20 protein-coding genes are annotated in these 20,557 nt (G+C 74.8%); 9 read left to right on the top strand and 11 right to left on the bottom strand.

Annotated elements, in window-relative coordinates; genetic code table 11:
- Positions 1 to 13: 13 nt before the first annotated feature.
- Positions 14 to 835, bottom strand: coding sequence for a transglutaminase family protein (locus PIR53_15590; protein ID WZH51433.1), 822 nt, complete (start codon positions 833 to 835; stop codon positions 14 to 16).
- A gap of 185 nt (positions 836 to 1,020) precedes the next feature.
- Here PIR53_15590 and PIR53_15585 point away from each other — a divergent pair, with 185 nt between their 5' ends.
- Positions 1,021 to 3,282 carry an AAA family ATPase gene (locus PIR53_15585; protein ID WZH51432.1) on the top strand — a complete coding sequence of 754 codons (2,262 nt, stop codon included), beginning with the start codon at positions 1,021 to 1,023 and terminating at the stop codon, positions 3,280 to 3,282.
- Between the two features lie 3 nt (positions 3,283 to 3,285).
- On the opposite strand, the gene PIR53_15580 is transcribed toward PIR53_15585, so the two are convergent.
- Both PIR53_15580 and PIR53_15575 read right to left on the bottom strand, forming a co-directional pair.
- The gene (locus PIR53_15580; protein WZH51431.1) at positions 3,286 to 3,702 is read right to left on the bottom strand and encodes a hypothetical protein; all 417 of its coding nucleotides are present in this window, start codon (positions 3,700 to 3,702) and stop codon (positions 3,286 to 3,288) included.
- Positions 3,699 to 4,244 carry a hypothetical protein gene (locus PIR53_15575; protein WZH51430.1) on the bottom strand — a complete coding sequence of 182 codons (546 nt, stop codon included), beginning with the start codon at positions 4,242 to 4,244 and terminating at the stop codon, positions 3,699 to 3,701. Before PIR53_15575 ends, PIR53_15580 begins: the two co-directional genes overlap by 4 nt.
- Before the next feature lie 101 nt (positions 4,245 to 4,345).
- Here PIR53_15575 and PIR53_15570 point away from each other — a divergent pair, with 101 nt between their 5' ends.
- The 5 genes from PIR53_15570 (at position 4,346) to PIR53_15550 (ending at position 10,826) form a co-directional block, all read left to right on the top strand.
- Positions 4,346 to 5,479 carry a glycosyltransferase gene (locus PIR53_15570; protein WZH51429.1) on the top strand — a complete coding sequence of 378 codons (1,134 nt, stop codon included), beginning with the start codon at positions 4,346 to 4,348 and terminating at the stop codon, positions 5,477 to 5,479.
- A 363-nt stretch (positions 5,480 to 5,842) separates the two neighbouring features.
- Positions 5,843 to 6,820: a GNAT family N-acetyltransferase gene (locus tag PIR53_15565; GenBank protein ID WZH51428.1), complete on the top strand. Its 978-nt coding sequence runs from the start codon at positions 5,843 to 5,845 to the stop codon at positions 6,818 to 6,820.
- 60 nt (positions 6,821 to 6,880) lie between these two features.
- Positions 6,881 to 8,824 (top strand): chorismate-binding protein, encoded by a 1,944-nt coding sequence (locus PIR53_15560; GenBank protein ID WZH51427.1) that lies wholly within the window; start codon positions 6,881 to 6,883, stop codon positions 8,822 to 8,824.
- Positions 8,824 to 9,420, top strand: a complete 597-nt coding sequence (locus PIR53_15555) for an aminodeoxychorismate/anthranilate synthase component II (protein ID WZH54465.1) — start codon at positions 8,824 to 8,826, stop codon at positions 9,418 to 9,420. The genes PIR53_15560 and PIR53_15555 overlap by 1 nt, the downstream gene beginning before the upstream one ends.
- Positions 9,417 to 10,826 (top strand): anthranilate synthase component I family protein, encoded by a 1,410-nt coding sequence (locus tag PIR53_15550; GenBank protein WZH51426.1) that lies wholly within the window; start codon positions 9,417 to 9,419, stop codon positions 10,824 to 10,826. Before PIR53_15555 ends, PIR53_15550 begins: the two co-directional genes overlap by 4 nt.
- Here the strand turns inward: PIR53_15550 and PIR53_15545 are convergent.
- The 8 genes from PIR53_15545 to PIR53_15510 form a co-directional block, all read right to left on the bottom strand.
- Positions 10,777 to 11,367 carry a DUF3558 family protein gene (locus PIR53_15545; GenBank protein WZH51425.1) on the bottom strand — a complete coding sequence of 197 codons (591 nt, stop codon included), beginning with the start codon at positions 11,365 to 11,367 and terminating at the stop codon, positions 10,777 to 10,779. The genes PIR53_15550 and PIR53_15545 overlap by 50 nt on opposite strands.
- On the bottom strand, positions 11,360 to 12,721 hold the full coding sequence (locus PIR53_15540; GenBank protein ID WZH51424.1) for a trypsin-like peptidase domain-containing protein: 1,362 nt from the start codon (positions 12,719 to 12,721) through the stop codon (positions 11,360 to 11,362). Before PIR53_15540 ends, PIR53_15545 begins: the two co-directional genes overlap by 8 nt.
- A gap of 10 nt (positions 12,722 to 12,731) precedes the next feature.
- Positions 12,732 to 14,276, bottom strand: a complete 1,545-nt coding sequence (locus PIR53_15535) for a HAMP domain-containing sensor histidine kinase (GenBank protein ID WZH51423.1) — start codon at positions 14,274 to 14,276, stop codon at positions 12,732 to 12,734.
- Positions 14,273 to 14,968, bottom strand: coding sequence for a response regulator transcription factor (locus PIR53_15530; GenBank protein ID WZH51422.1), 696 nt, complete (start codon positions 14,966 to 14,968; stop codon positions 14,273 to 14,275). The genes PIR53_15535 and PIR53_15530 overlap by 4 nt, the downstream gene beginning before the upstream one ends.
- 141 nt (positions 14,969 to 15,109) lie before the next feature.
- Positions 15,110 to 15,988, bottom strand: a complete 879-nt coding sequence (locus PIR53_15525) for a fructosamine kinase family protein (protein ID WZH51421.1) — start codon at positions 15,986 to 15,988, stop codon at positions 15,110 to 15,112.
- Positions 15,985 to 16,506: a low molecular weight phosphotyrosine protein phosphatase gene (locus tag PIR53_15520; GenBank protein ID WZH51420.1), complete on the bottom strand. Its 522-nt coding sequence runs from the start codon at positions 16,504 to 16,506 to the stop codon at positions 15,985 to 15,987. The genes PIR53_15525 and PIR53_15520 overlap by 4 nt, the downstream gene beginning before the upstream one ends.
- A complete protein-coding gene (locus PIR53_15515; GenBank protein ID WZH51419.1) occupies positions 16,503 to 16,898 on the bottom strand; it encodes a phage holin family protein in 396 nt (131 codons plus the stop codon). Before PIR53_15515 ends, PIR53_15520 begins: the two co-directional genes overlap by 4 nt.
- A 54-nt stretch (positions 16,899 to 16,952) precedes the next feature.
- Positions 16,953 to 17,624 (bottom strand): GntR family transcriptional regulator, encoded by a 672-nt coding sequence (locus PIR53_15510; GenBank protein WZH51418.1) that lies wholly within the window; start codon positions 17,622 to 17,624, stop codon positions 16,953 to 16,955.
- Positions 17,625 to 17,704: 80 nt separating this feature from the next.
- Here PIR53_15510 and PIR53_15505 point away from each other — a divergent pair, with 80 nt between their 5' ends.
- The 3 genes from PIR53_15505 to hisC are packed head-to-tail and all read left to right on the top strand — an operon-like array spanning position 17,705 to position 20,345.
- Positions 17,705 to 18,658, top strand: coding sequence for an arginine deiminase-related protein (locus tag PIR53_15505; GenBank protein WZH51417.1), 954 nt, complete (start codon positions 17,705 to 17,707; stop codon positions 18,656 to 18,658).
- A 21-nt stretch (positions 18,659 to 18,679) separates the two neighbouring features.
- Complete coding sequence (locus PIR53_15500) at positions 18,680 to 19,240, top strand: VanZ family protein (protein ID WZH51416.1); 561 nt, start codon at positions 18,680 to 18,682, stop codon at positions 19,238 to 19,240.
- A gap of 10 nt (positions 19,241 to 19,250) precedes the next feature.
- On the top strand, positions 19,251 to 20,345 hold the full coding sequence (gene hisC, locus PIR53_15495; GenBank protein WZH51415.1) for a histidinol-phosphate transaminase: 1,095 nt from the start codon (positions 19,251 to 19,253) through the stop codon (positions 20,343 to 20,345).
- Positions 20,346 to 20,557 lie beyond the last annotated feature (212 nt).

Here is a 20,557-nt window from a genome sequence, read left to right as displayed (position 1 = left end):
GGGACCGGGCGCCTCAGGTGATCGCGACCAGCTCGGCGAGGTCGTCGCCGGGCAGGGGGCCGTCGACGATCGCGTGCACCTGCGAGACGTGGAGCTGGATCCCGCCGCCGTGGTTGTCGCAGAACGCGGTGTCGGCGGCGTCCCGGCCGGTCGCGATGCGCACGAGGCTGGAGCGCGGCGCGAGACAGGTGGCGTCGGCGACGTGCCAGGTGTCGCCGACGAGCGCCTCCGCGACGGCGTGGAAGTCCATCGGGTCGCAGCCGGGGGCGTAGACCGCCGCCAGCCGCGCTGGCACCCCGAGCGCCCGCAGCAGCGCGACGGTGAGGTGGCTGTAGTCGCGGCAGACGCCCGCCCCGGCCAGCAGCGTGTCCTTCGCGGAGTCCGTCGGGCCGCTCGCGCCGGGCACGTAGTCGAGCCGCGAGCCGACCCAGGCCGCGACGTACGGCAGCAGCACGGCGGCGTCGTCCCCGTGCTCCTCCACGACGTCGGCGAACTCGGTCGCGGCGAAGCCGAAGAACTTGTCGGCCTCGGCGTAGCGGCTGGGCCGGAGGTAGAGGGAGCGCTCGTGGGCCGCGCCGGTGGCCGGTCGCGCCCGTCCCGTCACCTCGGCGTCGTAGTCGACGACCAGCCGGCCCGGTCCGGCGTCGAGCACGTGGATGCGGGCGCCGGCGGGGTCGCGCACCTCCCGCACGTCGACGGGCTGGCCGTCGAGGGTGCAGCGGAGCGACTCGACGACCTGTCCCTCGCCCCACGCGCCGCTGACGGCGACCTGGAGCTCCACCTCTGTGGGGTCGAAGACCTCGATCTCGAGGTGGCACCCCATCGCGCGCTTCACGCGCACCATTGTGCGGGGTCGCACCAGGGGTGCGGCGGGCGACCGGACGTGGCGTACGACGCGTGCCGGTCCGCGGTCGCGGAATCCGATTCGTCACAGGGCGGGGGTACGCTTCTCTGCTTGCCCGTATCGCCGGGCTGAGGAGTCGCAGAGCCCCGGTGACGGGTGGGAAGAGGGCACGAGACGTGACGCAGGACCCGACCCAGGGACAGGGCACCGACGAGCAGGTCGCGGAGCGGGAGGTCGCCGCCGAGCAGGCGTTCGTCGACCACGTGCAGGCCGAGCTCGTGGCCTCCACCGAACGGGCCCGCCGGCTCGCCGACGAGGGCCACCAGCGCGGCAGCCTGGGCCACGAGGGCGGGCTCGTCGAGCGGGACGCGATGGTCTTCCAGGCCGCCAAGCGCATCGCCCAGCTCGACGCCGCCCACGAGGGCCTCGTGTTCGGGCGGCTCGACCTGACGAGCGAGCGCGACCCCGCGCCGCGCTACATCGGGCGCATCGGCCTGCGCGACGAGAACCACGACATGCTGCTCATCGACTGGCGGGCGCCCGCCGCCGCGGTGTTCTACCAGGCGACGGCCGCCAACCCCCAGGGCGTCGTCCGCCGGCGGGTGCTGCGCTCCGTCGGCACCGTCGTCGAGGGGGTCGAGGACGAGCTGCTCGACGCCGAGGCCCAGGAGGCCGAGGAGGCCGCCGGCCGGTCGCTGCCGATCATCGGCGAGGGCGCGCTCATGGCCCAGCTCTCCCGGGCCCGCGACCGGTCGATGCACTCGATCGTCGCCACCATCCAGGCGGAGCAGGACGAGGCGATCCGCGCGCCCTCGAAGGGCGTCGTCGCCATCTCCGGCGGTCCCGGCACCGGCAAGACGGTCGTCGCGCTGCACCGCGCGGCCTTCCTGCTCTACAACGACCGTCGGCGGTTCGAGTCGGGCGGCGTGCTGGTGATCGGCCCGAGCGGCGTGTTCATGCGCTACATCGAGCGCGTGCTGCCGAGCCTCGGCGAGACCGCCGTCGCGCTGCGCTCGCTCGGCGAGGTCGTCGACGGCGTGCGCGCCACCCGCCACGACGAGCCGCGGGTGGCCGACATCAAGGGCTCCGAGCGGATGGCCGAGGTCGTCCGGCGGCTCGCCCGCCAGCAGGCGCCCGACTCGCCGCGCGAGTTCTCCCTGTTCTGGCGCGACAACCGCCTCGTGCTCGACGGCACGACGCTGGGCCGCATCCGCCGCCAGCTCATGGGCCAGGGCCTGCGCAACCGCCAGCTGACGCGGGTGCCGCGGGCGCTCCTCGACGCCCTGTGGCGTCAGGTGCGCTCCGAGCGCGGTCGCGACCTCGGGCGGGAGTACTTCGACGAGGACCTGTTGTCGACCCGCTCCTTCCTCGACTTCGCCACCGCCTGGTGGCCGCCGCTCGCCGCGGTCGACGTCTTCACGTGGTTGCGCGACCCCGACCTGCTCGGACGCGTCGCCAACGGGATCCTGGAGCCGGAGGAGCAGCGCCTGCTGCTCAAGTCGTGGTCCGACGGGCCCGTCGACGCCCGCAACGGCACCGGCATCACGATCGAGGACGTCCCCCTCATCGACGAGCTGCGCTACGCGCTCGGCGACGTGCCGGCGGCGACGGAGTCCGACACCCAGCTCGACGACGTGCTAGGCCACCTCGAGGGCGGCGTCGACATCCAGGAGCTGACGACGGCCTCGGAGCGGGAGTACGCCCCCCGCGGCCGCGCCTGGGCCCCGCCCACCCACCGCATCGAGGACGACCCCTACGCGCACGTGCTCGTGGACGAGGCGCAGGACCTCACCCCCATGCAGTGGCGCATGGTGGGCCGCCGCGGCCGCACCGCCTCGTGGACGATCGTCGGCGACCCGGCCCAGTCGTCGTGGCCCGTGCCCGCGGAGTCCGACGCCGCGCGCGCCGCGGCCCTCGAGGGCAAGAAGCAGTTCCGCTTCCACCTGTCGACGAACTACCGCAACTCGGCGGAGATCTACGCGTACGCCGCGGCGTACGCCGAGCGCGTCGGCCTCGACGCCGACCTCCCCGACGCCGTACGGCGCACGGGTGCGGCGCCCGTCGAGGTGGGTCCCGTCGCGGAGGCGGACCTGGAGGAGGCCGTGCGGGCCGAGGTCGCGCGCCTCGCGGACGCGGTCGCCGGCACCGTCGGGATCGTGGTGCCCGTCGCCCGGCGTTCCGAGGTCAACGGCTGGCTCGCCGGTTGGCCGGAGCGCGCCGAGGACGCGCCGTCCGCAGCCCGCTCGGTCGACTCGACGGTGACGCCGAGCGGCACCGACCGCGTCGTCGTGCTCACCGGCCTCGACACCAAGGGCCTCGAGTTCGACGGCATCGTCGTGGTGCGCCCGCAGGAGATCGAGGACGAGTCGCAGACGGGTCGCGCGACGCTCTACGTCGTGCTGACGCGCGCGACGCAGCTGCTGAGCACGGTGGGCTGAGGCTCACCGGGGGCTTCCGGCCGTCGTGCTCGCGGCCGTGGTGCTCGCTGCGGCCAGGAACACGACAGCTGCCCCGACGACGGCGATCAGCACACCCGTCGTCAGCAGGTGGCCGTAGCGGGCGACGAGCAGCGTGCCCGCGACGACCGTGACCGCGCACCCGGCCACGAAGGCCCAGGCGGCGGCGCGGTGAGCGCCGGCGTGCCAGCCGCTGACCGCGAGCCACACCGGGAGCGCGAGCAGCAGGAGCGCGGCGACGCCCGCGGGGGCGAAGCTGCCGAGGAGGCCGCCGAGCAGACGTCGCGTGGTGCCGGCGCCGGTTCCCAGCGCCACGAGCGCCGGGCCGCAGGCGACGATCACCGCGGCGATCCGCAGGCCGAGCACGACCCGCGTCAGCGGCCCCGCCGCGGTGAGGCTCACGGTCCGGCGCCGTCGAGCACCTCGATCTCGTCGATGCAGTAGTCGCCGTCGTCGGCGGTGACGTCGAGCCGGACCTCGAGGAAGGCGTCGCCCAGCTCCTCCTGGTCGGCGACGGCGCGGACGACCGCCGAGCCGCCCTCGTCGGACTCCTCGACGTCGCTGATCTCGTAGTCCACCGCGGGGTCGTCCGTGCCCGCCGTCTCCCGGGCCTCGTCGATCGCGTCCTCGAGGTCCGCCCGGTCGTCGTCGCTCGGGGCGGTGCACAGGAGACGCGCACCGGCGTCGACGTCGAGGTCCTCGGCCGCGTCCACGGCCTGCTCGGCCGTCTCCCGCACGCTGCCCGGCGCGTCGTCGGACGTCGCCGCCACGACGGCCCACGTCCCGCCGCCGAGCAGGAGCACGCCCAAGAGCACGGCGAGTCCGACGAGCAGCCCGCGGTTCGCGCCGCCACCGCGGGTGGGTGGCTGACCGGGCTGGGGCTGACCGGGCTGGGGCGGACCGGGGCGGGGCTGACCGGGACGGGGAGGGAGGGCGTCGGACATGGGTGCTCCTGGACGTGATGGTGTGACCTGCGCCGCGCGCTCGTACCCCGCCCGCGCCACGCCGAATCCCCGGCCGCGCGCCGACCACTAGGCTCGCCCGGGTGACCGACTCTCCCGGCGCCGGCCTCCGCGTGCTCGTCTGCACCGTGGTGCACCACCCGGGCGACGCCCGCATCGCCCACCGCGAGATGGGCGCCCTGCTCGACGCGGGCTTCGCGGTGACCTACCTGGCGCCGTTCGGCGGCTTCGGCGTGGACGCGCGCCCCGGGGTCGACTGCGTGGACGTGCGCCGGTCCTACGGCCGACGCCGCCTCGGCGCGCTCCTCGACGCCCGGCGCAAGATCCGCGCCCTGGCGCCCGCGCACGACCTCGTGCTGCTCCACGACCCCGAGCTGCTGCTCGTCGCCGGCGCCGCGGGGGCGACGCCGGTGGTGTGGGACGTGCACGAGAACGTGCCGGCCACCGTGCAGATCCGCACCTGGATCCCGACCTGGCTGCGGGTCCCGCTCGCGGGCTTCCTGACCTGGCTGCTCGGCCGCGCCGAGAAGCGTCACCACCTGCTGCTCGCGGAGCACGGCTACCGCTCGCTCTTCCACGGCGACCACCCCGTCGTCCCCAACTCGACGGCCGTGCCCGACGACGTACCCGGTCCCGACCCCGACGGCCCCGCCCGCGTCGTCTACCTCGGGTCCCTCACCCGCGACCGCGGCGCCGGCGAGATCGTCGCGCTCGCCGAGGGCCTGCGGGCGCGGGGACGTGACGACGTGCGCGTCGAGGTCGTCGGTACGGCGCACGGCGAGACCGGCGCCGCCCTGCAGGCCGCCCACGACGCGGGTGCCCTCGTGTGGCACGGCTTCGTCCCCAACGACCGCGCCCTCCCGCTCATCCACGGCGCGGTGGCGGGCCTGGCGCTGCTGCACGACGAGCTGAACCACCGGGTGTCGCTGCCGACGAAGAACATGGAGTACCTCGCCCACGGCGTGCCCGTCGTCGCCACTCCGCTGCCCGAGGTGGAGTCGTTCGTCGCCGCGTCCGGCGGGGGCGTCGTCGTGCCGTTCGTCCACGCCCCGGTCGACGAGGTGCTCGCCCTGGCCGACGACCGCGACCGTGCCCGGTCGCTGGCGGAGCAGGGGCACGCGTACGTCGCGGCCCACCACAACTGGACCCTCGACCGCCGCACCTTCGTCGACCACGTCGCGCGCTGGGCGCGCGAGGGGCGTACGGCGCGGGGCTGAGGCGCGGCCGGGGCTGGTCCCGGACGGGCCGCACGGGCCCGAGGAATGTGCGGTTGGTGCAGGTCGCACGCGATCCGGGCCGCCCCAGCCGCACAGTTCCGGGGGCTGGCTGAGGGGCTCGACAGGCCTCAGGCCCGAACGCCCTCGCGCTCCTGCTCGGTCTGCTCGAACGCGCGGAACCGCTCCCACCGGGCGAGGACGCGGTCGACGCGCCGCGACACGAAGCGCCACCAGGACGCGAGGGCGGTGGGCAGGAGAGCGGCGATTTCCCCCCCGTCCGGCGAGCGTGGCGGCTTGCGGCGATCTTGCGCGCCCCCGAAAACCCGTCGACCCCGCCCCACGCCCGCGCCTACCGTGCCGGACGTGTCCATCGAGCTCCGCGGTTTCCAGCCCGACGACCTGCCCGCCCTCGACGTGCTGCTGCGGGAGGTCGAGGCCGTCGACCAGACCGACGAGCACCTCGACCTCGCTGACCTCGAGGAGGAGCTCGCCGACCCGCTGCTCGACGGGTCCCGCGACTGGGTCGTGGCCGTCGACGACGGCGCCCTCGTGGGCTGCTTCCGGATCATCCCCCGGGACCCGGGCGGGGCCGAGCTCACGGCGTACGGCTCCGGCTGCGTGCACCCCGACCGCCGCGGCGAGGGGATCGGCACCCGGCTCGCGGCCGCGATGCTGGCCCGCGCGCAGGAGCGGCACCGGACGCTGGCGCCCCACCTGCCGGCCCAGCTCAAGGTGAGCGGCCTGAGCGACCAGGCCGACCAGGCCGACCTCCTGGCGGGCATCGGCCTGCACCCGCACCGCTACACCCTCACGCTGGGCGTGCAGCCCCTCCCCGAGCAGGAGGTGGGCACGCTGCCGGAGGGTCTGCGGGTACGGCGCTACGACCCGTCCCGCGACGAGGAGGCCCTGCGGGTCGTCCACAACGAGGTCTTCCGGGACCACCCCGGCTCGTCCGCGTGGACGCCGGACGAGTGGCGGCAGTGGGTGACGAGCAGCCGCAGCTTCCGCGGCGACGTGAGCCTGCTGGCCGTCGACGGGGAGGGGGCGATCGCGGGTTACGTGCAGGTGGAGGAGTGGGACGCGGTCCGGCAGGTGACGGGGCTGCGGGAGGCCTGGATCGCGCGCGTGGGCACGACCCGGGAGCACCGGGGCCGGGGCCTCGCGTCGGTGCTGCTGCGCCACACCCTGGAGGTGTGCCGTCGGGACGGGTTCGACCGCGCGGCGCTCGACGTCGACTCGGCGAACCCGACGGGCGCCCTGGGCGTCTACGAGCGGGCCGGGATGACGCTCGAGAAGCACTGGACCGGTTACCTCCGCACCGATCCGCCCCTCGTCTCGTGACCGGTCCCACGAACGAGCGGGGCGGAACCGCGGCGTACCGGGGAAAGTAGGCTCCCGCCCATGACGACCGCCCCCGCCGCCCGCCCGAACGCCGAGGACGCCCTCGCCGCGCTCCAGGGGCACGAGGCCTGGGCGATCATCCGCCGCTCGACCCGGGCGGGCGACCGCGACACGGTCGGCCTGGTCGGGGGCACGCGCTCGGAGGTCGACTCGATCCTCGACATCCCGCTGGAGACCGGCGAGCCCGCGCCGGGCCGGCAGTGCGACCGGCTCGTCGCCGTGCCGTTCCGCCAGATCGCGGAGCGTGGCTTCGCGGCCCACGACGACGGCACGCCGCTCGTGGTGGTCGACGTCGAGACCGAGTGGGAGTTCAGCGTCGCCGAGATGCTCGAGGCGCTGCCCGACGGCGAGGTCGACTTCGTCGACCGGGGCGGGTTCGACGTCGAGGACGAGGACTACGCGAAGGTCGTCCGGCAGATCATCGACGAGGAGATCGGTCGCGGCGAGGGGGCGAACCTGGTGGTGGCGCGGCAGTACCGCGCGGTCGTCGCCGACTGGACCGCCGAGCGCGCGCTGCAGGTCTACCGCCGTCTCCTGGCCCGCGAGCGCGGCGCCTACTGGACCTTCCTCTTCTTCACGGGCGACCGGTACCTCGTCGGCGCGAGCCCCGAGCGGCACGTCAGCGTGCACGGCGGCCACGTGCGGATGAACCCCATCTCCGGCACGTTCCGGCTGCCGCGCGAGGCCGACGAGACGTCGCTCAAGCGCGACCTGCTCTCCTTCCTCGCCGACGAGAAGGAGATCTACGAGCTCTTCATGGTCGTCGACGAAGAGCTGAAGATGATGTGCGACGTCTGTCACGAGGGCGGGCAGGTGCTGGGGCCGTTCCTCAAGCCGATGTCGCACCTCGTGCACACGGAGTACCTCCTCGCCGGCCGCACCGACCGCGACGTCCGGGAGGTGCTGCGCGACACCATGTACGCCGCGACCGTGACCGGCAGCCCCGTCGAGAACGCCGCCCGGTTGATCGCGGAGTACGAGCCCGGCGGCCGGGAGTACTACGCGGGTGCCCTCGCCATCTTCGGGCGCGACCCGGACGGCACCCCGGTGCTCGACAGCCCCATCGTCATCCGCACGGCGGACGTCAAGCCCGACGGGCGGCTGACGGTCACGGCCGGCGCGACGCTCGTGCGGGACTCGGACCCGGCGTACGAGGTCGCGGAGACCCACGCCAAGGCGGGCGGCATCCTGTCGGCCTTCGGGCTCGTGCCGGCCCGGCCCGCGAGCGAGGTCGACGTGGCGGAGCTCGTCGCCGACGAGGACGTGCTGCTCGCGCTGGCGTCGCGGAACCGGCGGCTGTCCGGGTTCTGGCTGACCGACCAGGGCGACGAGGAGCCCGACCCGGACCTCGCTGGCAAGAGCGTCGTCATCCTCGACGGTGAGGACGACTTCGTGAACATGCTGCGCCACGTGCTCGGCGTGCTCGGCATGACGAGCACCGTGGTGCGCCACGAGGCCTACGCGCCCGGCGTCCTCGACGGCCACGACCTCGTGATCGTCGGCCCCGGGCCTGGTGACCCCCGTGACGACACCGACCCGAAGATGGGCCAGCTCCGCGCGGCCGTCGCCGAGCTGGTGGCCGCCGAGCGGCCCTTCCTCGCGGTCTGCCTCGGCCACCAGGCGCTCTGCCACCACCTCGGCGTGCCCCTCGCGTTCAAGGACATCGTCTTCCAGGGCACGCAGTCGCCGGTGCGGATCGACGGGCACGTCGAGCGGGTCGGCTTCTACAACACGTTCGTCGGCCGGGTCGACGGCGTCGACGCGCGGGGCCGGGCGACGATCGGCGAGGGCGTGCACGTCGACGCCGACCCGGCGACCGGCGACGTCCACCTCGTGGCGGGGCCGCACTACCGCGGCATCCAGTTCCACGCCGAGTCGATCCTCACCCAGAACGGCTTCGCGCTGATCCACCGCCTCGTCCGGGACCTGCTCGTCGGGGCGTGATGGGCCCGGCGGGTGGAGCGGTCGACGTCGTCATCGTCGACCACCGCGACTCCTCGACGCACAACCTGGCCCACCTCGTCGCGTCGGTGACGGGCGCGTTGCCGACGGTCGTGCAGCACGACGCGACGACGGCCGCCGAGGTGCTCGCCCACGAGGTCGTGGTGCTCTCGCCCGGCCCCGGTCACCCCGAGCGGCCGACGGACTTCTCGGTCGGTCGCGAGGTGCTCCGGGCCGCCACCCGGCCCGTGCTCGGCGTCTGCCTCGGGCTGCAGGGTCTCGTGACGACGTACGGCGGCCGCGTCGACCGTCTCCACCCCGCCCACGGCGACGTCGCCGTGGTGCGGCACGACGGTCGCGGGGTGTTCACGGGTCTGCCGCAGGACTTCCGCGTGGTGCGCTACCACTCCCTCGGCGCCGTCGTCGTGCCCGACGTGCTCGAGGTCTCGGCGACCTGCGCGGGCGAGGACGGGCGGGACGTCGTGCTCGGCCTGCGCCACCGCACGCTCCCGCTCGAGGCCGTGCAGTTCCACCCCGAGTCGGTGCTGAGCGAGCACGGCGCCGACCTGGTGGCGCGTTTCCTGGAGGGGGCGCGGTGACGGCGCCCGCGCCCGGCGTGACCGACGCCGACGTCGCGGCCCTCGCCGCGGCGTACCCCCGCTGCGTCGTCCTCGACGGCACCGCCGGCCGCCCCTGGTCGGGCGACCGCACGGTGGTGGCGGGCCTCGACGACGACGACGTGTCGCTGACGTGGGACGCGACGACCGGCGAGGTACGCCGCTGGACCGGCCGCCCCGGCGCCTGGCGCGGCGTCGTGGTGGGCGACGACGTGTTCGCCGTGCTCGAGCGCGAGGTGGCGGCGGCGCCGGGGGCGCGGTGGTTCGGGTGGCTGGGGTACGGCGCGCGCCGCGACCTGCCCGCCCGGCGCGACGCCTCCGACGCGCCCGACGCCGTCTGGATGCGCCCCTCGCGCCTGCGACACTTTGATGGTCAAAGCGGTCGGTTCCCCGGTCAGCCGGGGAACGCGCCACTTAGACCATCAAATTTGATGGTCAAAGCGGTCGGTTCCCCGGCTAGCCGGGGAACCGACCGCCCCCCCGCCTGGTACCGCACCGCGTTCACCCAGGTGCAGGAGGCGCTGCACGCGGGGGAGTCGTACGAGGTCAACCTCACCCACCGCGCCGAGGCCGTGACCGCGGCCGCCCCCGCGGAGGTGTACGCCGCGCTCCGGGCCGCGACGCCCGCGCCGTACGCCGCGTTCCTCCAGCACGACGTGACCGAGGCCCCCGACGCGACGAGCGCCCGGGGCTGGCTGCTGGCGGCGTCGCCGGAGCGCTACGCCCGCATCGCGCCCACGGACGACGGCCGCGCCCGGCGCATCGAGACCAAGCCCATGAAGGGCACGGCCCCGCGGGGCGCGACGCCCGCCGAGGACGCGGCACTGCGCGACGCCCTCACGACCGACCCCAAGATCCGTGCCGAGAACCTCATGATCGTCGACCTGCTCCGCAACGACGTCAGCTCGGTGAGCCGCCCCGGCACCGTCACGGTCCCGGAGCTGATGGTCACGGAGACCTACGCCGCGGTCCACCAGCTCGTCTCCACGATCGTCGGCGAGCTGCGGCCCGAGGTCACCACGGTCGAGGCCGTGCGGGCGCTCTTCCCCGCGGGCTCGATGACGGGGGCCCCGAAGCACCGCACCATGCAGGTCATCGAGGCCGTCGAGGCGACCGCCCGGGGCGTGTACGCCGGCGCGTTCGGCTGGCTCGACGGCGAGGGCGCCGACCTGGGCGTCGTCATCCGCAGCCTCGCGAGCCGCGACGGCCGCACCTGGCGCGCCGGCACGGGCGGGGGCATCACCGTCCGCTCGACCGTCGAGGACGAGTGGGCCGAGGCGGGCTGGAAGCTGGAGCGGGTGCTGGCGGCCGTGGCCCGCGCCGGGTCCGACGGGGGATCTAGGGCGCCGGCGCCGGCTGCGCCGCCAGCCGCTCCAGCAGGGTCGTGATCCCGGCGGTGGTGGCCGCCTCGTCGTACGGCGCCACGACGTAGAAGTTCGCCAGGTCCACGAGGCCGTCGTGGGCGACCGCGGCGGTCATGGCGAGGCTGCCCTCCTCGGCGGCCACGATGAGGCCCGCCGCGTCGGCGCCCGGGACCGTCACGTCCTGCACGGCGAGGTCGCCCAGGTCGAGGGAGTCCCACACCTCCTCGAACGGCGCCGCGGAGGCGTAGCGCGTCGTGTTGATGACGACGACGTCGTCGGCGTCGGCATAGCTGCACCCGCGGTAGTTGCCGGCCCCCGCGCTCGTCGCGGTCAACGGCTCGTCGAGGCCGAGCAGCTCGCCCATCTCCGCACCGGACACGGCCTCGCAGGGGTCGCCGACCTCGACCACGTCGTCGGTGGGGAAGCTGCTGGCCGAGGAGGTGGGGACCGAGGACGCGTCGTCGTCCCCGTCGCCGCCGCACCCGGCGAGGGCGACGACGGCGACGAGGGCGCCGGCGATCCCGACGGTGCGGGCGGTGCTGCGGGCGGTGGTGCGGTCAGTCATCCAGGTCGCTGCCCAGGGTCACGGTGGTGGTCTCCTCGTTGCCGTCGCCGTCGATGTAGGTCACCTCGACGTCCTCGCCCGGCTCGAACGTGAGCACGGACGTCACGAGCGCCCGCGCGCTGTTGACGTGCAGCTCGCCGATCTCCGTGATCATGTCACCCTCCTCGAGCCCGGCCTGGGCCGCGGCACCGTCGGGCGCGAGCTCGGTGAGCACGGCGGCTCCGTCGACGATGTTCTCCACGACGGCGGTCTCCGCGTTGGCGCCGAGGCTCGCGTGCTCGGGCTCCTCGCCCTCGCGCAGCTGGTCGACGACGTGCCGCACGTCGTCGATGGGGATGGCGTAGCTGATGCCGATGAACCCCGCGTCGTACCCCTGGTCGCTCTGCGCCAGCTCGATCGCCCCGTTGATGCCGATGACCTCGCCGCGCAGGTTCACGAGCGGACCGCCGGAGTTGCCGGAGTTGACCGCCGCGTCCGTCTGGATGGCCGGGTAGGCGACGAGGCCCTCGGGCAGCTCGAGCACGAACGGCCGGTTCAGCGCGCTGACGATGCCGGCGGTGACGGTGGACTGGAGGCCGTACGGCGCGCCGATCGCCACCACCGCCTGCCCCACCTCGGTCTCGTCGGACGACCCGAGCGAGGCGACCGTCAGGTCGTCGGGCGCGTCGGTGAGCCGGAGCAGCGCCACGTCGAGCAGCGGGTCGCTGCCGACGACCTCCGCCTCCGCGAGCGTGCCGTCGTCGAAGGTGACGACGATGGCCTCGCCCGACGACCCGCCCTCGATCACGTGGTGGTTGGTGAGGATCTCGCCGTCGTCGGAGACGACGAAGCCGGAGCCCTGCGAGTACCCGCCCGTCACCGGCACGTTGATCTGCACCACCGCGGGCAGCACGGCGTTGGAGATGTCGTTGACCGACACCAGGTCGAGCGGGTCGATGCTGCCCGTGTCGAGGTCGTCGGCCTGGATCCGCGTGTCGCCGTCGGAGCCGCCCCCGTCGCCGCTCGAGGAGAAGATCCCGTCGTCGTCGACGAGCGCCGAGTACCCCGCCGCGCCGCCGATGCCGCCGACCACCCCGAGCACGAGCGCACCGACGACCACCCCGGCGCCGAGGGCGCCGCTCCCGCGGCGGGGCTGCTGCGGGTACGACGCGGGCGACGGCTGCTGCGGCGGTCGCGGCCCCCCGCCGTACGGCGCGCCCGGGGGCGGTCCGCTCGGCCGGTGCTGGCCGGGCTGGTGCTGGCCGGGCTGGTACGGGCCCGACGGGTGCTGTCCGGGCTGCTGGCCGGGCTGGTAGCCGGGCTGGTAGCCGGGCTGGCCGGGCTGGCCGGGGAGGGGCGGGCGCTGGTCGCTCATGGCGGGCTCCTTACCCCGTCGGGGCCGTCGTCGCACCTCGGGACTCGCGCGGGATCGCGCGGGTCGCGTCGGGGTGCAGCGGACCGCCCGGCAGCGTCATCGTGAGGCGCGCCCCGCCGGACGGCGAGACACCGGCGCGCACGGAGCCGGCGTGCCGCTCCGCGACCTGCCGCACGATCGCGAGACCGAGGCCCGAGCCCGGCATGGCGCGGGACTCGGTGGAGCGGAAGAAGCGCTCGAAGACGTACTCGCGGTCCGCCTCCGGGATGCCCGGACCCTCGTCGTCGACGGTGAGGATGCCGTTGGCCAGCGTCGCCACGACCCGGCCGTCGGTGGGGCTCCACTTGGCGGCGTTGTCGAGGAGGTTGGTGATGGCGCGCTCGAGCGAGTGCGACTCCCCGACGAGCCACCACGGGGCCGCGCGCACCTCGAACGTCACCGACGGCGCGCGCAGCCGCACCCGCGCGACGGCCTTGTCCAGCACCTCGACGAGGGAGACCGGCTCGACGACGTGGCGCACCTGCTCGTCGCGGGCGAGCTCGACGAGGTCGCCGATGAGGGTGCTCAGCTCGACGATCTGCGCCCGCACGTCGTCGATGAGCTCGCGGCGGGTCTCCGGGGAGAGCGCGGCGCCGGTGTCCTCGGCCTGCGCGAGGAGGTCGAGGTTGGTGCGCAGCGACGTCAGCGGGGTCTTCAGCTCGTGGCCGGCGTCCGCCACCAGCTGCTTCTGGCGCTCCCGCGACGCGCTCAGCGCCGTCAGCATCTGGTTGAACGCCGTCGCGAGGCGCGCGATCTCGTCGTCACCCTCGACCCGCAGCGGGGTGAGCTCCTCCGTGCGGGCGATGGTCTCGACGGACTCGGTGAGGCGGCGTACCGGCCGCAGGCCGTTGCGGGCGACCACGGTGCCGGCGACGGCCGCGAGGATGACGCCGGTGCCGCCGAAACCGAGCATGACCAGGCCGAGCTTGCCGAGGAACTTCTGCTGCGAGTCGGTGTTCTGCGTCATCACCAGGGCCCCGATGCGGCCGTTGGAGAGGTCCATCGGCACCGTCGCCATGCGCACGTGGTCGCCGGCGATCGTCACGGAGCGGAGCACGGCGTGGTCGGCGTCGCTCGTGGCGACGTCCCACTCCTCCTCGCCCAGGGGGAGCGTCGTGGTGCCGTTGGTGAGGAGGATGCTCCCGTCGGCGAAGAGGATCTGCACCCGCGAGTCGCGCGGCAGGAACCGGAGCTGGGTGAGGAGCTGGTCGCGGTCCTTGTCCGCCGCGGCCGACGTGAGGCCGGCCGCCATCGACGTCGCCCGGTCGAGCAGCTGCTCGTCCATCGTGTCCTCGAGCTGGATGCGCACGACGAAGTAGACGCTCAGCGACAGGAACGCCACCGCCACGCCCACCGCGATCGTCGTGAGCAGCGTCACGCGGCTCGCCAGCGAGCGGCGGTAGTGCCAGCGCCGCTCGGGCAGCCCGGCGTCGTGCCCGGGGTCGTGCGGGTCCGTCTCGGCCGGGGGCTCCGCGTCGTTCGGCGCGGTCTCGGGTCGGGGCGGCAGGGGCCTCATGCTTCCTTCAGCACGTAGCCCACGCCCCGCACCGTGTGGATCAGCCGCGGCTCGCCCTCCGCCTCGGTCTTGCGGCGCAGGTAGCCGACGTAGACCTCCAGCGAGTTCGCCGTGGTCGGGAAGTCGTAGCCCCAGACCTCCTCGAGGATGAACGACCGCTCCAGCACGCGGCGCGGCCGGCGGAGGAACATCTCGAGCAGCGTGAACTCGGTGCGCGTGAGCTCGATGGCCCGCTCGCCGCGGAACACCTCGCGGGAGGCGAGGTCCATCGCGAGGTCGGCGAAGACGAGGCGCTCGTCGGCCTGCTCCGTGGGCACGGCACGGCGCAGCAGCGCCCGGATCCGCGCCAGCAGCTCCTCCAGCGCGAAGGGCTTGGTGAGGTAGTCGTCCGCCCCCGCGTCCAGGCCCTCGACCCGCTCGCCGACGGCGTCGCGGGCGGTCAGCACGATCACGGGGACGTCGTTGCCCGCCGCCCGCAGGGCGCGCGTGGCCTCGAGCCCGTCCAGGCGCGGCATCATCACGTCCATCACGACGAGCTCCGGCGCCACCGACGCGATCTGCGCCAGCGCCTCGGCCCCGTCGGAGGCGGTCGCCACGACGTACCCGTTGAACTCCAGCGACCGCCGCAGCGAATCGCGCACCGCGCGGTCGTCGTCGACGACGAGCACGCGGGACCCCTTGCTGTCTGGCACCCCAGCAGTATGCCGATCGGGGCTGAGTCGCGCCTGAGAACGCCACTCCCTCGGCGTGTAACGCGGTGTCCGTGCCACTGGTGCGGTGGTAGAACGCGTGTGGAGTAGCCCGGACACCGCGTTACACGGGCGCGGTCCGCCTCAGCCGTACGACGCCGCGAGCGCGCCGGCACGCGCGCCGTACCCACCGCCGAACAGCGCCGCGTGCACGAGCAGCGGGAAGATCTGGTGCACCCCGAGGCGGTCGCGCCACTCGGCGTCGAGCGGGCGCCCGAGGGCCGCGCTGGCGTCCTCGTAGGCGTCGGTGAGCTCGCGCAGGTGGGGCAGCCCGAAGAGCGCGAGCATGGCGAGGTCGACCTCGCGGTGGCCGCCGTACGCCGCGGGGTCGAGCACGTGCACCGTGCCGCCGACGCCCCACAGGACGTTGCCGTTCCACAGGTCGCCGTGGAGACGGGCGGGCGGCTCGTCGGGCACCAGGGCCGGCAGGCGGGGGAGCAGCGCCTCGACGCGGGCGGCGTCCTCGGGGAGCACGGCGCCGCGGTCGCGGGCCAGCTTCAGGTAGGGCAGCACGCGTCGCACGGCGTAGAACTCCGCCCAGGACACGCCCGCGGGCGCGCGGCACGGCAGGGGGAGGCGGCCGATGAAGCCGTCCTCCTCGGCGCCCAGCGCGGCTCCGGCGAGGTGGGTGCGAGCCAGCCGCGCGCCCAGCTCGGCGGCGGCGTCGGCGGTGGGACGACCGGGGTCGATCCACCGCAGCAGCAGGCAGTCCTCCGCGGCGGCGAGGATCTCGGGCACGGCCACGCCGTCGGTCACCTCGGCGAGCCAGCGCAGGCCGCGGGCCTCGGCCTCGAAGAACCCGGGCGGCGCGCCGGGGTGCGTCTTCATCAGCGCGTTCCGGCCGTCGGCGAGGCGGAGACGCGTCGACGTCGAGGTGTCGCCGCCGGCGACGGGGGAGGTGGCGGAGACAGCCGTGCCCAGCAGCGCCTCGGCCCGGCGCGCCAGGAGCGGCTGTCGGGTCATGCGGTCGGCTCCCGCACGGGCAACGTGTCGGCGAGCCGACCGACGAGGGCGTCGGCGGTGCGCTCGACGACGGCGAGCGTGCTGGTGAAGCCCTCGGGTCCGCCCGCGTAGGGGTCCGGCACGTCGCCCGGCCCCTCGGGGTCGAGGTCGCGGAAGCGGTGGATGCGCTCTACGTCGTCCGGCAGCAGCGCGACGAGGTCGGCCACGTTCGAGCTGTCCATGCCGAGGACCAGGTCGAACCGGCCCGCGTGCTGGGCGGTGACCTGCTGCCCGCGGTGACGGGTCGCGTCGTACCCCGCCTCCCGCAGCACCCGCGCCGACCGCTCGTCCATCGGCTCGCCCACGTGCCAGGGCCCGGTGCCGAAGGACTCCACCGCGACGGCGCCCGACAGGCCCGCCGCGGCGAGCCGGTCCTCGATCACCACGTCGGCGATCGGCGATCGGCAGATGTTGCCCAGGCAGACGACGGCGACGCGGTACGTCGCGGGGTCGCGCGGGGCGGGGAGCGGGACCGTCACCCGCGCACCTCGGTGTCGGTGACGGCCTCGACGAGCCAGGTGACGATCGTGATGACGATGGAGGCGCCGAGCGCCGTCCAGAAGCCCTCGACGTGGAACGGGATGTCGAACTGGTCGGCGAGCCACCCGGTGAGCAGGAACATCGCGGCGTTGACGACGAACAGGAAGAGGCCGAGCGTCAGGATCACGAGGGGCAGCGACAGCAGCTTGACGATCGGCGCGACCCACGCGGTGACCAGGGAGAAGATGAGCGCCACGCCCAGCAGCGGGAGGATCTTGTCCTCGATCTCCGCCTGGCCGCTGGTGGCGCCGTCGAAGGAGATGCCGTCGAAGAGCCACGCGGCCACGGCGATGCCGAGCGCGTTGACGAGGACCCAGGCGACGAACTTCACGGGGCCGATCGTAGGCAGACCGGGCCAGTCCCTGCACCTCGCTTCAGGTGATCCTCAGGTGGCTCCGAGGGCGTGGAGGATGTCCCGCTCGGCGTCGCGGAGGTGCTCGTCGATGGCGACGAGGCCGTCCTCGACCCGCCCCGCCTCGAGCAGCGCGACGATCGCCTCGTGGCTGTCGGCCTGGTCGTGGGCGTTGCGCTCGGCGCGGTCGATCTGGGCGAGGACGACCTTGAGCTCGGCCACGAGGGCCCGGGCGGTGTGCACGAGCCGCGGCGACCCGGCGAGCCCCACGAGGGCGACGTGGAACTCGAGGTGGGTCTCGTTGAGCTCGGCGTAGCCCGCCCCCCGCGCCACCGCCCCCGTGTAGGCCGCGAGCCGGTCCCGCACCTCCTGGCGCTCGGCGTCGCTGGCGTCGCCCCAGCGACGTACCCCCGCCGACTCCAGCACCGTGCGCGCCCGGCAGACGTCGCGCACGGCGTCCGCGTCGGGTACGGCGACGCTCACCCCGCGGTTGGGCTCCCGCGTCGCGATCGACTCGGCCACGAGCAGGGTCAGCGCCTCCCGGACGGTCGACCGGGCGACGCCCAGGGAGGCGGCGAGCGCCACCTCGCGCAGCGGGGTGCCGGCCTCGAGCTCGCCGTCGAAGACGGCCCGCCGCAGCTCGTCGGCGACGCGCTGCGTGGTCGAGGTGACCTCGACGTGGAGGCCGGCGTAGGGATCGGGCACCCGCGCATTCTCGCGGAACGCGTCGGCGGTGTGCCACACTCCCCCTCGTCGGATTGTCGGACAATCGAGGAGGTGGGGTCATGACCCTGGTGCAGGAGCCGTCGCGGCAGGCGATCGCGGAGACGGTCGAGCAGGTGCGGGGGACGGGCGCGGGCGAGCTCGCCTGGGGCCGGTCCTACGCCGTCGTCAGCCCCGACCACTTCCGGGTGGACTACGTCATCAACCCGTTCATGGACCCCGCCGACCAGCCCGATCCCGAGCGCACCCGCGAGCAGTGGCACGCGATGCTCGCCGCGCTCCGCGACGCGGGTGCGCGCGTCGACGTGCTGCGTCAGCGGCCCGACAGCCCCGACATGGTCTACGCGATGAACCTCGGCATCGCGCTCACGCTGGCCGACGGCCGGGAGGCGTTCCTCGCGTCCCACATGCGGTACGCCGAGCGTCGGTCCGAGACGGCGAGCGCCGCCTCCTGGGCCGAGAGCCGGGGCCGCGTCGTGCTCGGTGTCGGGCGCGACGGCGCGGGTCCCCACCTCGAGGCGGGCGACCTCTTCGCGTGGCGGGGCGACCTCGTGGCCGGCTTCGGGCCCCGCACCGAGGAGGCCGCGCTGGCGCCGGTGGCCGCGGCCCTCGACGTACGGGTGCGGGGGCTGCGGATCGTGCACCCCGCGATGTACCACCTCGACCTCGCCTTCTGCCCCCTCGACGAGCGGCGGGCGATGGTGTGCCCGGCCGCGTTCGACGACGCCTCCGCGGCGGCGCTGCTCGACCTCGTGCCGGAGCCGCTCGTGCTCACGGAGGAGGAGGCGCTCACCTTCTGCGCCAACGCCGTCGTCGTCGGCCGCACCGTGCTCATGCCGGCCTGCCCGCCGCGCGTTCGCGACCAGCTGGAGGCGTGGGGCTTCCGGGTCGTGCTGCTCGACCTGTCCGAGCTCCACAAGGGCGGCGGCTCCGTGCGCTGCCTGACCAACCCGACCGACCTGGTCGTCGGCCGTGACCTCGACGTGGTGCCCGGCGGAGCGGTCGTCCTGCCCTGAGGCCCGCTACCGTCGGGCGCCATGGTGACGTTCGGCGGACCCGAGGTGATGGTGCTCGGCGCCCTCCTCTCCGGCCTCGTGCTGGCGGGGGTGGCGCTGCTGCTCGCGCCGCGCACCGGTCCCGTCTTCGCCGTCGCCGCCGCGGGGTTCGCGTGGTGGGTGGTCGTGATCGCCCTGGTGACCCTCGTGCCGGCCACCGGCGCGCCGGGCTGGGTGGCGGCCGAGACTCGCGCCGAGTTCTGCTCGATGGACTACGGCGGCCCGGCGCCCGACGGGTTCTGGATCTTCGACGGCGGCCAGCGGCTGCTCAACACGGCGCTCTTCGTGCCCGCGGGCCTGCTCGGCACCGTCGCCGCCTGCCGGTGGCGGGCCGGCTGGGTGCTCGTGCCGCTGCTGGTGCTCGGCCTGGCGGCCTACTCCGGCGCCATCGAGCTCACCCAGCTCGAGCTGGCGCGGCTCGACCGCGCCTGCGACATCACCGACATCGTCGACAACGCGACGGGCGCCGTCATCGGTGCCGGGCTCGGGCTCGTGGCGGCGCTCGTGCTGCGCCCCTGGCGGGCGGCGTCCCGCGAGCCCTAACGTGCGCCCCATGTCCGACACCCCGGCAGACCTGCCCACCCCGCGGAGCAACGTGCTGGCGATCCCGGCCTACGTTCCCGGCAAGCCGCCCACCGCCCGCCCCGGCCTCACGTCCTACAAGCTGTCGAGCAACGAGAACCCGTTCCCCCCGCTGCCCGGCGTGCTCGAGGCGGCGACCGCCGCGGTCGCGCACCTGAACCGCTACCCCGACATGGGGAGCACGGACCTGTACGCCGCGCTCGCCGCCCACCTCGACGTCCCGACCGACCACCTGGCGGTGGCGACGGGCTCGGTGGGCCTGCTCTACCAGCTCGTCGGCGCCTACTGCGATCCCGGCGACGAGGTCGTCCACGCCTGGCGCTCCTTCGAGGCCTACCCGATCGCGCTCGCGACCTCGGGGGCCGTCGGCCGCGCCGTACCCCTCCTGGCCGACGGCCGCCACGACCTCGACGCGATGGCGGCCGCGATCGACGAGCGCACCCGGGTCGTCGTCGTCTGCACCCCCAACAACCCGACCGGCCCGGCCGTGACGCAGGCGGAGCTCGACGCCTTCCTCGCCCGCGTGCCCACGCGGGTGCTCGTGGTGGTCGACGAGGCGTACGTCGAGTTCGTCCGCTCCGACGACCCGGTCGACGGCGTCGCGACGGTGCGCGCCCACGCCAACGTGGTGCTGACGCGCACGTTCTCGAAGGCCTACGGGCTCGCCGGGCTGCGGGTCGGCTACGCGGTCGCGCACCCCGAGGTGGCCGCGGCGCTGCGGGTGGTCTCGCTGCCGTTCGGCGTCTCCGCCGTCGCCCAGGCCGCCGCGGTGGCGTCCCTGGCCGAGCAGGAGGCGATGGTGGCGCGGGTCGACGAGCTCGTCGCGCGGCGGGCGCACCTCCTCGCCGGGCTGCGGGAGCAGGGCTGGCCCGTGCCCGACGCGCAGGGCAACTTCGTCTGGCTGCCCTTCCCGGGCGACCCGGAGGCGACCCTCGCGTTCGCCGCGGCGGCCGAGGAGGCCGGCATCGTCGTGCGCCCCTTCCCCGGCGACGGCGTGCGCATCAGCGTGGGCGAGGCCGAGGCCTGTGAGCGCGTGCTCGCCGTGGCGGGGGCGTTCCGGGGCTGACGCTCGCTCCGGGACGTCATGCGTCCCGGCCGCCGGGGCCCGCGGTCCGGATGACGTCCGGAGGGGGCGGACCCGCCCGGGGGAGGAAAACGCGGACCGTGGTCGGGCCGCGGGAGGAAAACGCGGACCCTGCGCGACCCTCGGTCCGCGTTTTCCTCATGCCGGCGACCCCCTCCCCCGCCTCCCTCCCCGGACGTCATGCGCCCCGGCCG

Origin of the sequence: Nocardioides alkalitolerans (genome assembly GCA_038184435.1) — a bacterium.
Classification (GTDB): domain Bacteria; phylum Actinomycetota; class Actinomycetes; order Propionibacteriales; family Nocardioidaceae; genus Nocardioides; species Nocardioides alkalitolerans_A.
The sequence above is the reverse complement of the archived record's forward strand: the minus strand, read 5'-3'. Positions and strand labels throughout refer to the sequence as shown.

Coding starts and splice junctions, on each gene's coding strand:
- PIR53_15575 (WZH51430.1), bottom strand. CDS start 4,244: ATGTCCGACGCCCTCCCTCCCCGTCCCGGTCAGCCCCGCCCCGGTCCG.
- PIR53_15560 (WZH51427.1), top strand. CDS start 6,881: ATGACGACCGCCCCCGCCGCCCGCCCGAACGCCGAGGACGCCCTCGCC.
- PIR53_15555 (WZH54465.1), top strand. CDS start 8,824: ATGGGCCCGGCGGGTGGAGCGGTCGACGTCGTCATCGTCGACCACCGC.
- PIR53_15545 (WZH51425.1), bottom strand. CDS start 11,367: ATGACTGACCGCACCACCGCCCGCAGCACCGCCCGCACCGTCGGGATC.
- PIR53_15540 (WZH51424.1), bottom strand. CDS start 12,721: ATGAGCGACCAGCGCCCGCCCCTCCCCGGCCAGCCCGGCCAGCCCGGC.
- PIR53_15535 (WZH51423.1), bottom strand. CDS start 14,276: ATGAGGCCCCTGCCGCCCCGACCCGAGACCGCGCCGAACGACGCGGAG.
- PIR53_15525 (WZH51421.1), bottom strand. CDS start 15,988: ATGACCCGACAGCCGCTCCTGGCGCGCCGGGCCGAGGCGCTGCTGGGC.
- PIR53_15505 (WZH51417.1), top strand. CDS start 17,705: ATGACCCTGGTGCAGGAGCCGTCGCGGCAGGCGATCGCGGAGACGGTC.
- PIR53_15500 (WZH51416.1), top strand. CDS start 18,680: ATGGTGACGTTCGGCGGACCCGAGGTGATGGTGCTCGGCGCCCTCCTC.
- hisC (WZH51415.1), top strand. CDS start 19,251: ATGTCCGACACCCCGGCAGACCTGCCCACCCCGCGGAGCAACGTGCTG.